The organism is Cellulomonas fimi (genome assembly GCF_012952065.1).
Lineage (GTDB): Bacteria > Actinomycetota > Actinomycetes > Actinomycetales > Cellulomonadaceae > Pengzhenrongella > Pengzhenrongella fimi_A.
In genome coordinates, this window is the sequence record NZ_JABCJJ010000026.1 from 24,297 (window position 1) to 38,042 (window position 13,746).

Here is a 13,746-nt window from a genome sequence, read left to right on the forward strand (position 1 = left end):
CGCGCTCAGACCCCGAGCGCGGCGCGCAGCTCGTCGAGCCCGTGCACGACGACCACGCCGGCCGCCGCCACCTCGGCCACCTCGGCGTCGTCGACCGCGTGGCGGCGCGCACCCGGACGGTCGAGCCAGACCCCGACGAGCCCGGCCGCGCGCGCCGCACGCGCGTCGAAGTCCAGCTCGTCGCCGACGTAGGCCGTGCGCGCGGGCTCGGTCCCGAGCCGGCGGCACGCCTCGGCGAAGACCCGGGCGTCGGGCTTGCCGAAGCCGAGCGTGTCGACCCCCACGAGCATCGGGACCGACCCGGCGAGCCCCACGCGCTCGAGCTTGAGCGACTGGTACGCCACCGAGGCGTTCGACAGAGCGCCCACCGCCACGCCGGCGGCCAGCAGGTCCTTGACCACCTGCGCGGCGTCGTCGTGCGCCGCCCAGGCGTCGCGGAAGCCCGCCTCGAAGACCTCGTCCCAGACCGCGAAGCCGTCGGCGTCCAGCGGCGCACCGCCGAAGACCTCCTGGAGCTCGGCCGCGCGTGCCATCCGTTGCGCGCGGTACCCGAGCGCCCCGCTCGTGTAGCTCCGGTAGTAGCCCGTCGGGTCCGCGCGCCAGTGCGCCAGCACCTCGGCGTGCTGGTCGACCGTCAGGTGCGGCAGGTACGTCGCGCAGGTGGCGGCCAGCGCCGCGGCGAACGCCGCCCGCGTGTCCACGAGCGTGTCGTCGATGTCGAACAGCACGCCGTCGACCAGGCCGTCGACCCGGGGCACGACGGCGCCGCCCGCGGCCACCGTCCCGGTCACCGCAGCGTCGCCCGCAGCGCCCGCACCCGCGTGAGCGAGCTCTCCTTGCCGAGGATCTCCATGGACTCGAACAGCGGGGGCGAGACACGCCGGCCGCTGACGGCCGTCCGCAGAGGCGCGAACGCGAACCGCGGCTTGATGCCCAGGCCCTCGACGATCGCCTCCTTGAGCGCCTCCTGGACCGGCTCCGCCGTGAAGTCCGCGGCCGAGATCCGATCGAGCGCCGCCAGCGCGGCGTCGAGCACGGCGCCGGCCTCGTCCCGCAGCGCCCCGACCGCCTCGGGCTCGAGCGTGACGGCGTCGTCGGCCACGAAGAGGAAGCCCAGCATCCCGGGCGCCTCGCCCAGCAGCGTCATCCGCTCCTGCACCAGGGGCGCGCCCGCGTCCAGCAGAGCCCGGTGCTCCGGACGCAGGTCGGCGTACGAGTCGGCCGCGACGAGGCCCGCCGCGTGGAGGTACGGCACGAGCCGGTTCCGGAAGTCCTCGGGCGCGAGCAGCCGCACGTGGGCGGCGTTGATGGCCTCCGCCTTCTTGAGGTCGAACCGCGCGGGATTCGGGTTGACGTCGACGATGTCGAACGCCGCCACGAGCTCGTCGACCGAGAAGATGTCGCGATCGGGCCCGATCCCCCAGCCGAGCAGGGCCAGGTAGTTGAGCAGCCCCTCGGGCAGGAACCCGCGCTCGCGGTGCAGGAAGAGGTTCGACTCCGGGTCCCGCTTCGAGAGCTTCTTGTTGCCCTCCCCCATCACGTACGGCAGGTGCCCGAACTGCGGCATCACCTCGGCGATCCCCAGCTCGAGCAGTGCGCGGTAGAGCGCCACCTGCCGCGGGGTCGACGAGAGCAGGTCCTCGCCGCGCAGCACGTGCGTGATGCCCATGAGCGCGTCGTCGATCGGGTTGACCAGCGTGTACAGCGGCTGGCCGTTGGCCCGAACGATCGCGTAGTCGGGAACGGAACCCGCCTTGAAGGTGACCTCGCCCCGCACGAGGTCCGTGAACGACACGTCGTCGTCGGGCATGCGCAGCCGCAGCACCGGCTCGCGGCCCTCGGCGCGGAACGCCGCCTTCTGCGCGTCGGTGAGGTCGCGGTCGTGGCCGTCGTACCCGCGCTTCGGGTCACGGCCGGCGGCACGGTGCCGGGCCTCGATCTCCTCCGGGCTGGAGAACGACTCGTACGCGTAGCCGCCCTCGACCAGCCGGGCGACGACGTCGCGGTACAGGTCCATGCGCTCGGACTGCCGGTACGGCTCGTGCGGGCCCCCGACCTCGACGCCCTCGTCCCAGTCGAGGCCCAGCCAGCGCAGCGCGTCGAGCAGCTGGAGGTAGCTCTCCTGGCTGTCGCGGGCCGCGTCGGTGTCCTCGATCCGGAACACGAACGTCCCGCCGACGTGCCGCGCGTACGCCCAGTTGAACAGCGCCGTCCGGATCAGCCCCACGTGCGGCGTCCCGGTCGGCGAGGGGCAGAACCTGACCCGCACGGCGGGGACGGCGGCGTCGGTCGAGGTGCTGTCGGAGGACGAGAGCGCGGTGTCGGTCACGCGCCCCAGCCTAGTGAGGCGGGCCGGCCGGGCTGCGGCCGCCCCAGGACCGGCTCAGTCCCGCCGCACGACCGGGTTGCGCAGCACGCCGATGTCCTCGATCTCGACCTCGACGACGTCCCGGTCCACGATCGGGCCGACGCCGGCCGGAGTCCCGGTGAGGATCACGTCGCCGGGCAGCAGCGTGAACGCCTCGGAGATGTACGAGACGAGGAAGGGGATGTCGAAGATCAGTGCCGACGTCCGCGCGTCCTGCCGCGTCTCGCCGTTGACGCGCGCCCGGATCCCGAGGTCGTCCGTGTCGAGGTCGGTGACGATCCAGGGGCCGATCGGGCACGAGGTGTCGAACCCCTTGGCGCGCGCCCACTGGTCCTCCGCACGCTGCACGTCGCGGGCCGTCACGTCGTTCGCGGCCGTGAAGCCGAACACCCGCTCGAGCGCGTGCTCGGGCGACACGTTGCGGGTGACCTTGCCGATCACGACCGCGAGCTCCGCCTCGTGGTGGATCTCCTCGGACCACGGAGGCAGCACGATGAGGTCGTCCGGCCCGATGACCGAGGTGTTGGGCTTGAAGAACAGCACCGGCGAGACCGGGACCTCGTTGCCCATCTCGGCGGCGTGCGCGGCGTAGTTCCGTCCGACGGCGACGATCTTCGACCGGGGGATCACGGGCGCGAGCAGCCGGACGGCGTCCGTGAGCGGGATCCGCTCCCCCGTCGGCTGGACGGGGGTGTAGATCGGGTCGCCGGTGAGGACGACGAGCTCCTCGGCCCCCTCCTCGCCGTCGACGAGGGCGTAGCGAGGGTCGTCCCCGGTCGTGAACCTGGCGATGCGCATGCCGACAACCCTAGAGGCGTCGCCACCGTCCGTCAGACGCGCGCCAGCACCTCGCCGTGCAGCACCGCGAACCAGCCGTCCTCGTTCTGGCCCCACGTCCGCCAGGCGTCGGCCAGGTGCTCGAGCGCGACGTCGTCGGCCAGCTTGTGCGCCATCGCCTGGGCGGCGAAGTTGGACGACGTCGAGCGCTCGGCCCACAGGTCCGCCCACCACGTGCGGTCCTCGGGCGTGGCGTAGCACCAGACGCCCGCGCTCGGGACGATCCCCGCGGGGTCGTACCCGGCGTCGCGCACCCAGGACAGCAGGCGGCGGCCCGCGTCGGCCTCGGCGCCGTTCGCGGTCGTGACCTCGTGGTAGAGCTCGCGCCACTCGTCGAGGCCCTCCGACGGCGGGTACCAGGTCATCGCGGCGTAGTCGGCGTCGCGCACGGCCACGAGGCCGCCGGGCTTCGTCACGCGCTTGAGCTCGCGCAGGGCCGCGACGGGGTCCGTCAGGTGCTGGAGCACCTGGTGCGCGTGCGTGACGTCGAAGGTCGCGTCCCCGTAGGGCAGGGCGTAGACGTCGCCGACCTCGAACGTGGTGTTCGTGACGCCGGCGGCCTCCGCCGTCTCGCGCGCCATCCGGATGACCTTCTCCGACCGGTCGAGCCCGACCACCTCGCCCGGGGTGATCCGCGCGGCGAGGTCGACCGTGATGGTGCCCGGGCCGCACCCGACGTCGAGCAGGCGCTGACCGGGGACGAGGGCGGGCAGCAGGTACCCCGCGGAGTTCTCCGCGGTGCGCCAACGGTGCGACCGCATGACGCTCTCCTGATGCCCGTGCGTGTACTGATCGAGGCTGCTCACGCGTCCAGTAGGCAGGGTCGGGGCTCCGGGTTTCAAGTCTTGGACCTTACTGTCTCGTATCACGGGACGTTCTGGCGTGACCGTGTCGCGGCCGTTCAGGGCGCGTCCGGGTGCTCGTTGGGTCGCGGGATCCCTGCCGGCCACGGGCCGAGCACGGGCAGCTCGCCGTGCTCGGCGGCCTCGACGCGGCCCTGTAGCTCGCGTCCCGCGAGCCACGCGACCAGGTCGGCCCGCCTGCCCCGCACGACGGTCGGCCGCCCGGACCCGAGCTCGCGCACCCAGGCCTCGTCGTCGGCGTCGAGCACGAGCCGGGTGCCGACCGGCACGCGCTCGGCGAGGAACACCGTGAGGTGGTCGCACAGCGCGCGGCTCCAGTCCTCACTGCCGACCCCCAGCTCGAGGTCCACGGCGTGGATCGAGCACTCACGCCACCACGCGAGCGCCACGTCCCTGACGTCAGCGTCGCGGAACCGCACCCGTCGGACCCAGTCCTGGGGCGCGAGCCGTCCGAGCACACCGTCGATCCGCTCGACGGTCCGGCGCACCGCCCGCACGTGCTCACGCGCGGGGAGCCCGGCGCCCGCATCGACCGCCGCGTCGCGCGCCGGCTGGCCGCCGTCGTAGAGGTCGACGAGCTCGTCGCGCAGCGCGTGCTCGATCTGGCGCGCGAGCGCCGCGCCCACCCCCACGAGGTGCGCCAGCACGTGGCCCCGGGTCCAGCCGGGGAGAGCCGAGGGCGCGGCGACCTGAGCATCCGTGAGCGGTTCCATCGCTCCCCCGAGCTGCTGCTCGCTGCGCGCGATCGCGGCGACGAGCTCGCCCGCCGTCGGGCCCGGCGCCCCCGTCACGGCCTGCCCTGCTCGCGCCCGCGACGGGTCGACCGACGTCGGGACCGGACCCTGCTGGCTGCTCATCGACCACTCCCGCCCTCGAGGACCGTCCGTCGTGCCGGCCCCCCTCCCGCCGACCGACCCTACGACGCGACCTACGCTGGGCGCATGACAGGTGCCGGGACCGGCGTGCGCGCCGGGGTCGTCGTGCTGTCCGCCGAGCGGTGGCTCCCGTTGTCGGTCGCCCACGCAGCCCGCGCCGACTCGATGACCGCAGGGCACCGCGAGCGCCGCAGCGCCGACGTCGCGCACCCGATCGACGACTTCCTGTACGACTACTACGGCGTCAAGCCGGGCCTGCTGCGGCGCTGGCACCCCGGCGGCGGCGTCGTCCTCGCGGGCTCGCGCGACGACCTCGCGACGCACGCCGCGTGGCGCTGGTACCGCACGGCCGCCGACGGCGTCGGGCTCGACGTCACCGCGTTCCTCGCCGACCGCGGTGACACGGTGCGCTACGTCGCCGCCCTGCTCGCGGCGACGGCCTCGCGCTCCGCGCAGACGGGCTGCCTGGGTCTCCACGAGTGGGCGATGGTCTACCGCCAGGACGACGCCCGTCGCCGCCACAGCCTGCCGCTGCGCCCCGGGCGCGCGGGGACGGACGCCGTCGTCGAGGCCCACCGGCTGCGGTGCAGCCACTTCGACGCGTTCCGCTTCTTCACGCTCGACGCCGTGGGACGCAACCGCGTGCCGCTGACGCGGGAGAGCCAGGTCGCGCACGAGCAGCCGGGCTGCCTGCACGCGAACATGGATCTCACGAAGTGGGCCCTCAAGCTGGGACCCGCCGTGCCGGGCGACCTGCTGCTCGACTGCGTCGAGCTGGCGCGCGAGATCCGGACGCTCGACATGCAGGCGTCGCCCTACGACGTGTCCTCGCTGGGCGAGCCGGCGGTGGCGATCGAGACCTCGGCGGGCAAGGCCGAGTACGTCGCGCGCCAACGCGGGTTCGCCGAGCGTGCTGCTGGGCTGCGCACGCGGCTGCTGACGGTCTGCGCCGCCCTCACGTCGTCAGAAGTTCATCCTTGACGTCACGCGCCGGCCATGTTTGCGAACCACGATAAGGTGCATCGACAACCACCAGGGGGCAGACATGGACACGACCACCAGCGACGACCAGCAGACGACCGACGAGCTCGACGTGAGCCTGTACACGAGCGTGAGCAACCCGCGCCGCGTGCGGATCTGAGCCAGAGGTCCTTCTCCGGGTCGCCGTTCGGGCAGCTCGACCTTCCCCCGTGGCACGTCCTCGTACGGGATGGTCGAGAGTGGAGCAGTCCTCCCAGCGGTGGATCGACTCGAGGCCCATCGGGCTCAGCTTCCACTGCCGCACCGGGTCGCCGAGCCGTGACCTGAACCGCCGCAGCTGCTCGGCGTCGGACACCGAGCACCAGTACTTGCGCAGCAGGATCCCGTCCTCGATCAGCATCTGCTCGAAGATCGGGGTCTGGCGCATGAACCGCGTGTACTCCTGCGGGGTGCAGAAGCCCATGACGCGCTCGACGCCGGACAAGGCCGCGATCCGCGCGACGCGGCGCGTCCACTGCTGGACCTTGACGAGCTCCGCCTCGTACACGCCGTGCGGGATGTTGGGACCACGCCTGCCCGCGTCGGCCCGCTTCTTCTTCCCTTGGGACGGGACGCTAGCGCCGGGCCCGACGGCGCGCCCGTGCTATGCGGCGGCGCTCTCCATCGCCTCGGCCAGCAGCGTGACGGAGCGGAGCCGGCCGGCAGCCGTGGGCGCCTGGTGGGCGACGATCAGCTCGTCGGCGTCGGCGTGCCCGAAGAACCGCGTGACGTAGTCGCGGACGTCGTCCCGGGTGCCGACCGCGGAGTACGCGAGCATCTGGTCGACCTGCTGGCCGGCCGGGGAGGCCAGCAGCGCCTCGACCTGCGCCTCGTCGAGGTCACGGCCGCGCCCGAACAGCCCGACGGCGCGGATGCGGCGGATGCCCTCGAGCTGCTCCCCCGCCTCCTCCACCGTGTCGGCCGCGATCACGTTGACCCCCGCGATGACGTGTGGACGGTCGAGCTGCTCGGACGGTTGGAACTCGCTGCGGTACGCCGCGACCGCGGCCTCGAGCGCCTGCGGCGCGAAGTGGGACGCGAACGCGTAGGGCAGCCCGAGCGCCGCGGCGAGCCTGGCCCCGAACAGCGAGGACCCGAGGATGTAGAGCGGCACGCGAGCCCCCTTCCCGGGGACAGCGTCGACCCCCGGGACGCGCGACTCGCCCGCGAGGTAGGCCTGCAGCTCGAGCACGTCCTGCGGAAAGCTTTCGGCGGACCGAGGGTCCCGTCGGAGCGCGTACATGGTGGCCTGGTCGGAGCCCGGCGCGCGGCCCAGGCCCAGGTCGATCCGCCCGGGGTGGATCGCGTCGAGCGTGCCGAACTGCTCCGCGATCGTGAGCGGCGCGTGGTTCGGCAGCATGACCCCGCCCGCGCCGAGCCGGATGGTGCGGGTGTGCGCGGCGACGTGCGCGATCAGGACGCTCGTCGCCGACGACGCGATGCCCGGCATGTTGTGGTGCTCGGCGTACCAGACGCGCTCGTACCCGTGCTCCTCCGCGCGCCGCGCGAGCTCGACGCTCGCGGCGATGCTGTCGCCCGCGGTCTGGCCCGGACCGATCGGGGCGAGGTCGAGGATGGACAGCGGGATGCGCATGGGTACCGGCCTTTCGGGTCGTGGAGCTCCTGCGACCCTACGTCGACTCCCCGAGCTCACCGGTCGGCGCCCGTCCGACCTCGCACGCAGAGCCCCTCAGCCCACGTCGGCGTCATGCACTGTGCGCGCGATCTGCACCCGGTTGACCACATCCAGCTTGGTGAACAGATGCCCGACGTGGGTCTTGACCGTCGCGACCCCCAGGTACAGCTCCCGCGCGATGTCCGCGTTGGACAGCCCGCGCCCGATCGCGAGCGCGACCTCGCGCTCGCGATCGGTGAGCCGGTCGAGCACCGCCTGCGCGCGGGCCCGGCGTCCGTCGTCTCCCGGCGCCGCGACGGCCGCGATGAGCTGCGCCGTCACGCTGGGCGAGAGGATCGGCCGCCCCGCCCCGACGCGGTGCACCGCGTCGACCAGGTCCGCGGGCGGCGAGTCCTTGAGCAGGAAGCCGGCGGCGCCGTGCCGGAGGGCCGTCAGCGCCATCTCGTCCGTGTCGAAGGTCGTGAGGACGATCACGCGCTCCCGCCTGACCAGCTCGAGCCCCGCCTCCCCGTCCGCGGCCTCGCCGACCGCCGTCCTGATCGGCCGCACCAGCGCCCCGGGCAACCCGACGCTCACGCAGCACGACGCCGTGCTCGACGCGCTCGGCGGCCTCGGGATCCCGGTCGTGGCCGACGTCGACTTCGGTCATGTGCCGCCCCAGCTGTCGCTGGTGAACGGCGCGCAGGCGACCGTGACGTGTTCCGCGAGTGTCCAGGAGATCGAGCAGACGCTCGCCTGATGGCAGGTCGCGGTACCACCTCGAACCTGCCGCTCAGCACGGTACAAAGGCGGCATGGACGTGATGCCGGTCGACCCACGCGATCAGACCTGGGAGGTTGCCGAGCCCCGGTATCGCGTGTACTTCTGGGACGGCTCGAGCTCGACCGAGTTCGAGCTGACCGCGTCGGATGTCCACGAAGCACACCGATGGGCAGAGGAGAACCGCGGCGATCGCACCTTCACCCTCTACGCGAGCGTTCCCGTCGATGGCTTGGGACTGGTGCGCCTGTCCGGGCTGGACCCGAGCGCCGGCGCCGGCGCCCCGGTCTCCTGAGGCACCGCGCCGCATCGGCGCTGGTCAGGCCGTGCCACGCCCATGCCTCGGTCGGAAGACCCGCAGCGCCCCCGGCGTCGCTCGTCGACCTCCGTGTGCCGCAGCTCGACCGCCCCTGCTCGCAGCAGCGCCCACGCTCCCCCGGCGCGCGCGGGTGCGGCCGACGGCTGCGGTGCGTATACAGGGACCGATGAGCACCCCGCTGGAGGACTACGCCCTGCTGTCGGACCTGCACACCGGTCCGCTCGTCTCGCGCGACGGCAGCATCGACTGGTTGTGCCTGCCGCGGTTCGACTCGCCTGCGGTGTTCTCCGCCCTCCTCGGTGACGCCGACGACGGGCGGTGGAAGCTCTCGGCCGTCGGCGGCGAGGTCGTCGAGCGCCGGTACCTGCCGCAGACGTTCGTGCTCGAGACGACCTGGCGCACGCCGACCGGGACCGTGCGGGTCACGGACTTCCTGCCACCGAGCACGAACCGCGCCGACCTGGTCCGGCGGGTGGAGTGCCTGGACGGCACGGTCGAGGTCGAGCACGACCTGCGCCTGCGGTTCAGCTACGCGCGTGCGACCCCGTGGACCCGTCGCCTCGTCGACCGCGACCCGCCGGCGCTGCTCTCGCTCGCGGGCCCCGACGGTCTGCTCATCAGCGGACCGCTGCTGAGCTGGTTCGAGGCCGACGACGACGACGTCGCCGAGCCGGCACGGGCGGCGCGGCCTGGCAGCGACGTCCCTGTCGACTCGGACGAGGAGGGCGCGCGGGCGCCTCGGCTGGTCGGGACGTTCGCGCTCGCGGCCGGCGACCGGCTCGACTGGGACCTCACCTGGTTCCCGTCCTACGAGGACCCGCCCGCGGCGGCCGAACCCGACCGGGCGCTCGCGCAGGCGGTCGAGTTCTGGACCGGCTGGGCCGCGCGGCTCACGGTCCACACGGATCACGACCCGATCGTGCTGCGCTCGCTGCTCGTCCTGCGCGCGCTCACCCACAGCGAGACGGGCGGCATCGTCGCGGCCGCCACGGCGTCTCTCCCGGAGGAGTTCGGCGGCAGCCGGAACTGGGACTACCGGTACACCTGGCTCCGGGACGCGGCGCTGACCATCGAGGTCGCGATCGACCACGGGCTGACGGAGGGTGCCCGCCTGTGGCGCGACTGGCTCCTGCGGGCCGTCGCGGGCGACGCGGACGACGTCCGGATCATGTACGGGCTGGCCGGCGAGCGGGACCTCACCGAGCTCGAGCTGGACCATCTCGCGGGCTACGAGGGCTCGCGACCGGTGCGGATCGGCAACGGTGCCGCCGGGCAGTACCAGGCCGACGTCGTCGGCGAGGTCATGATCGCGCTCGGCAAGCTCCGCGACGCCGGCGTCGCCGAGGACGAGTACACCTGGGGGCTGCAGAAGAGCCTGCTGCGGTTCTGCGAGGCGAACCTCGACCGCAAGGACCACGGCATCTGGGAGATGCGGGGCGAGCTGCACTGGTTCACCCACGGACGGGCGATGATCTGGGCCGCGTTCGACCAGGGGGTCCGCGCGGTCGAGGAGCACGGCCTGGACGGGCCCGTCGAGCGGTGGCGCGAGCTGCGGGACCGGATGCGCGCGGAGATCGACGAGCGCGGGTTCGACCCCGAGCTCAACAGCTTCACCCAGACGTACGACAACAACGAGGTCGACGCGTCCCTGCTGCAGCTGCCGCACACCGGGTTCCTGGCGTACGACGACCCGCGAATGCTGGGGACCGTCGCGCGCATCGAGCGCGACCTGCAGGGCGAGAGCGGCCTGGTGCACCGGTACCGGACGGCCGCGGGCCTGGACGGCCTCGAGGGCGACGAGTACCCGTTCCTCATCTGCAGCTTCTGGCTGGTCGAGCAGTACGCGCGGAGCGGCCGGGTGGACGACGCGCAACGGCTCATGGACCAGCTAGTCGGCTACGCGGGCGAGCTGGGGCTGCTGAGCGAGGAGTACGACCCCGCGACGGGCCGGCTCGCCGGGAACTTCCCGCAGGCATTCAGCCACCTCGGCCTCATCCGTGCCGCGGACGCCCTCGGCCCCACGCGCGGGAGGTGGGCGCCGGACTGAGACCATGGGTCCCGTGGCCACCCTCACCGACCGCCCGCTCACGCTCACCGAGCGGATGCCGGCGCAGCGCGACCCGGACTCGCTGTACGAGGCGTTCACCGCGTGGGCGCAGGACCAGGGGCTCGCTCTCTACCCGGCCCAGCAGGAGGCCCTCCTCGAGCTCGTGACCGGCTCGCACGTCATCCTGTCGACGCCGACCGGCTCGGGGAAGTCGCTCGTCGCGATGGCCGCGCACTTCGTCGCGCTCGCGCAGGGCCGGCGCACGTACTACACGGCGCCGCTCAAGGCGCTGGTCAGCGAGAAGTTCTTCGCGCTCGTGGCGGCGTTCGGCTCGGACAACGTCGGCATGATGACCGGGGACTCGGCCGTCAACCCCGGCGCGCCGATCATCTGCTGCACGGCCGAGATCCTCGCGAACATCGCCCTGCGCACGGGCGGCGGCGTCGCGGAGCAGCCCGGCCACCCCGACGACCCGGTGGTACCGGGGGACGACGCCGTCGGCCAGGTCGTGATGGACGAGTTCCACTTCTACGCCGACCCGCAGCGCGGCTGGGCCTGGCAGGTGCCGCTGCTGGAGCTGCCGCGCGCGCAGTTCCTGCTCATGTCGGCGACGCTCGGCGACGTCACGTTCTTCGCCGACGACCTCACGCGGCGGACCGAGCGGCCCGTCGCGGTCGTGACCCACACCGAGCGACCGGTCCCGCTGACGTTCGCCTACGCCGTCGAACCCCTGCACGAGCTCCTCGAGGAGCTCGTGACGACGCGACGCGCCCCCGTCTACGTCGTGCACTTCACGCAGGCGGCGGCGGTCGAGCGCGCGCAGGCTCTCATGAGCATGAACGTCGCGAGCCGCGAGCAGCGCGACGAGATCGCGACTGAGCTCGGCGACTTCCGGTTCGGTCCGGGCTTCGGCAGGACGCTCTCGCGGCTGCTGCGGCACGGCATCGGCGTGCACCACGCCGGGATGCTGCCCAAGTACCGGCGCGTGGTCGAGCGGCTCACCCAGAAGGGCCTGCTCAAGGTGGTGTGCGGCACCGACACCCTGGGCGTCGGTATCAACGTGCCGATCCGCACGGTCGTGCTCACCTCCCTCGTGAAGTACGACGGCGTCCGCATGCGCCACCTGACCGCGCGCGAGTTCCACCAGATCTCCGGGCGTGCCGGGCGCGCGGGCTACGACACCGTGGGCGAGGTGATCGTGCTGGCCCCGGAGCACGTGATCGAGAACCGCAAGCTGCTGGAGCGCGCGGGCGACGACCCGAAGAAGATCAAGAAGATCGTCCGCAAGAAGGCCCCCGAGGGCGCCGTCAACTGGACCGACAAGACGTTCGAGCGGCTGCGTGACGCGCCGCCCGAGCCGCTGACGCCGAGCTTCGCGGTCTCGCACGCGATGGTGCTCAACGTGCTGGCCCGCCCGGGCGACCCGGTCGAGGCCATGAAGCACCTGCTGCTCGACAACCACGAGCCCGAGTCGGCGCGGGGTCGGCTCGTCCGCCAGGCGGTCAACGTGTACCGCTCGCTGCGCGCGGCCGGCGTGGTCGAGCGGGTGCCGCGCGCCGGTGGGCGCGGCAGCACGGTGCGCCTGACCGTCGACCTGCCGCCCCACTTCGCGCTCAACCAGGCCCTGTCGCCGTTCGCGTTCGCCGCCCTCGACCTGCTCGACGTCGAGTCCCCCACGCACGCGCTCGACGTCGTCTCCGTGATCGAGGCGACCCTCGACGAGCCGCGCCAGGTGCTCGCTGCTCAGGCCAACAAGGCGCGTGGCGAGGCAGTCGCCGCCATGAAGGCCGAGGGCTACGACTACGACGAGCGCATGGCGGCGCTCGAGGACGTGACCTACCCGCAGCCGCTCGCCGAGCTGCTCCAGGCTGCCTTCGCGACGTACCGGACGACCAACCCCTGGGTCGCGGACCTCGAGCTCTCGCCCAAGTCGGTGGTCCGCGACATGGTCGAGCGCACGATGACGTTCCCCGAGTACGTCTCGTACTACGCGCTCGACCGGACCGAGGGGGTGCTGCTGCGGTACCTCGCGGACGCGTACCGCGCGCTGCGCCAGACCGTCCCCGAGGAGAGCCGCACCGAGGAGCTCGCGGAGCTCGTCGAGTGGCTGGGCGAGGTCGTGCGACGCACGGACTCGAGCCTGCTCGACGAGTGGGAGCGGCTGCGCAACCCCCTGGACGACGACGGCGCCGGGGCACGCGTCGACACCGGCACCGAGGACGTCGCGAAGCCGATCACGACCAACGCCCGGGCGTTCCGTGCGCTCGTCCGCAGCGCGCTGTTCCGCCGGGTCATGCTGGCGGCGCGCGAGGACTACCAGGCGCTCGGCGCGCTCGACGGCGCCGACGGCTGGGACGCCGACGCGTGGGCCGCCGCGCTCGACCCGTACTACGACGACCACGACGCGATCGGCATCGGCCCGGACGCCCGCGGGCCGCAGCTGCTGATCGTCACCGAGCGGCGCGACGGCGACGGCGCGCGCTGGGAGGTCCGGCAGCTCCTCGACGACCCGGCGGGCGACCACGACTGGCGCATCGACGCCGTGGTGGACCTCGCGGTGAGCGACGCGGCGGGCGACGTCGTGCTGCGTGTGACGGCGGTCGGGCCGCTGTAAGAGCGCGCGGACAGAGGGGTTAGTCGTTCGACGGTGTCGCCCGTTTCGTGAGTTCGACCGTCGCTGAGGGCGATGGCCACGGTCGCCGCAGACTAGGTCCAACCGGGCGCGCTGGCGTATCCCGGTCGGGACGGAGCGTTGATGTGCTCCGGTCGGGACGGAGCGCTGCCGTGCCCCGGTCGGGCTGGGCTGACCAGTCAGAACGATGGAGGACCAGTCAGAACGATGGAGGTCAGAACGGTGGTGGTTCGTCCCAGCCTGTTCGGGTGGGCGGGGTGCTTGGGTTCGGTGGCCCCGTGGCGGGCGGGGCGGTCGGCTGGACGGACGGGTGGCTCGGGTCCGCCGCGATGGTCGGACGCCGGTACCGGTGGCCGGTGGGCGCGGTCCAGTGGGTGGCGCCGGTCTCCT

General features: G+C 73.0%; 12 protein-coding genes and 1 pseudogene. 5 read left to right on the forward strand and 8 right to left on the reverse strand.

All coding sequences use genetic code 11. From position 1 onward, the window contains the following. Positions 1 to 5: 5 nt before the first annotated feature. The 5 genes from HIR71_RS13405 to HIR71_RS13425 form a co-directional block, all read right to left on the reverse strand. A complete protein-coding gene (locus tag HIR71_RS13405; RefSeq protein ID WP_311836278.1) occupies positions 6 to 791 on the reverse strand; it encodes an HAD family hydrolase in 786 nt (261 codons plus the stop codon). Then, positions 788 to 2,329 (reverse strand): glutamate--tRNA ligase, encoded by a 1,542-nt coding sequence (gene gltX, locus HIR71_RS13410; protein WP_169325568.1) that lies wholly within the window; start codon positions 2,327 to 2,329, stop codon positions 788 to 790. Before gltX ends, HIR71_RS13405 begins: the two co-directional genes overlap by 4 nt. Before the next feature lie 54 nt (positions 2,330 to 2,383). Next, on the reverse strand, positions 2,384 to 3,166 hold the full coding sequence (locus tag HIR71_RS13415; protein ID WP_169325569.1) for a fumarylacetoacetate hydrolase family protein: 783 nt from the start codon (positions 3,164 to 3,166) through the stop codon (positions 2,384 to 2,386). Positions 3,167 to 3,198: 32 nt separating this feature from the next. Continuing rightward, on the reverse strand, positions 3,199 to 3,966 hold the full coding sequence (locus HIR71_RS13420; RefSeq protein WP_169325582.1) for a methyltransferase domain-containing protein: 768 nt from the start codon (positions 3,964 to 3,966) through the stop codon (positions 3,199 to 3,201). Between the two features lie 140 nt (positions 3,967 to 4,106). Beyond that, positions 4,107 to 4,925, reverse strand: a complete 819-nt coding sequence (locus HIR71_RS13425) for a maleylpyruvate isomerase family mycothiol-dependent enzyme (RefSeq protein ID WP_169325570.1) — start codon at positions 4,923 to 4,925, stop codon at positions 4,107 to 4,109. An 84-nt stretch (positions 4,926 to 5,009) separates the two neighbouring features. Between HIR71_RS13425 and HIR71_RS13430 the strand changes: the two genes are divergently transcribed. After that, complete coding sequence (locus HIR71_RS13430) at positions 5,010 to 5,924, forward strand: 3-methyladenine DNA glycosylase (RefSeq protein ID WP_396031701.1); 915 nt, start codon at positions 5,010 to 5,012, stop codon at positions 5,922 to 5,924. A 241-nt stretch (positions 5,925 to 6,165) separates the two neighbouring features. Here the strand turns inward: HIR71_RS13430 and HIR71_RS16495 are convergent. The 3 genes and pseudogenes from HIR71_RS16495 to HIR71_RS16975 form a co-directional block, all read right to left on the reverse strand. Further along, a pseudogene (locus HIR71_RS16495) lies at positions 6,166 to 6,405 on the reverse strand (polyphosphate kinase 2); the annotation flags it as partial. 162 nt (positions 6,406 to 6,567) lie between these two features. Continuing rightward, positions 6,568 to 7,557: an LLM class flavin-dependent oxidoreductase gene (locus HIR71_RS13440; RefSeq protein ID WP_169325571.1), complete on the reverse strand. Its 990-nt coding sequence runs from the start codon at positions 7,555 to 7,557 to the stop codon at positions 6,568 to 6,570. Between the two features lie 96 nt (positions 7,558 to 7,653). Then, complete coding sequence (locus HIR71_RS16975) at positions 7,654 to 8,073, reverse strand: LuxR C-terminal-related transcriptional regulator (protein WP_311836279.1); 420 nt, start codon at positions 8,071 to 8,073, stop codon at positions 7,654 to 7,656. On the opposite strand from HIR71_RS16975, the gene HIR71_RS16980 reads away from it, so the two are divergent. The 4 genes from HIR71_RS16980 to HIR71_RS13465 all read left to right on the forward strand — a co-directional run bounded on the left by HIR71_RS16980 (position 8,060) and on the right by HIR71_RS13465 (position 13,338). Next, entirely contained in the window at positions 8,060 to 8,338 is a 279-nt protein-coding gene (locus tag HIR71_RS16980; RefSeq protein WP_311836280.1) for a hypothetical protein, read from the forward strand. The genes HIR71_RS16975 and HIR71_RS16980 overlap by 14 nt on opposite strands. 54 nt (positions 8,339 to 8,392) lie before the next feature. Beyond that, the gene (locus HIR71_RS13455; RefSeq protein WP_169325573.1) at positions 8,393 to 8,653 is read left to right on the forward strand and encodes a hypothetical protein; all 261 of its coding nucleotides are present in this window, start codon (positions 8,393 to 8,395) and stop codon (positions 8,651 to 8,653) included. Between the two features lie 190 nt (positions 8,654 to 8,843). Further along, positions 8,844 to 10,724, forward strand: coding sequence for a glycoside hydrolase family 15 protein (locus tag HIR71_RS13460; RefSeq protein ID WP_169325574.1), 1,881 nt, complete (start codon positions 8,844 to 8,846; stop codon positions 10,722 to 10,724). Positions 10,725 to 10,728: 4 nt separating this feature from the next. Further along, positions 10,729 to 13,338 (forward strand): DEAD/DEAH box helicase, encoded by a 2,610-nt coding sequence (locus tag HIR71_RS13465; RefSeq protein ID WP_169325575.1) that lies wholly within the window; start codon positions 10,729 to 10,731, stop codon positions 13,336 to 13,338. Positions 13,339 to 13,746: the final 408 nt, after the last annotated feature.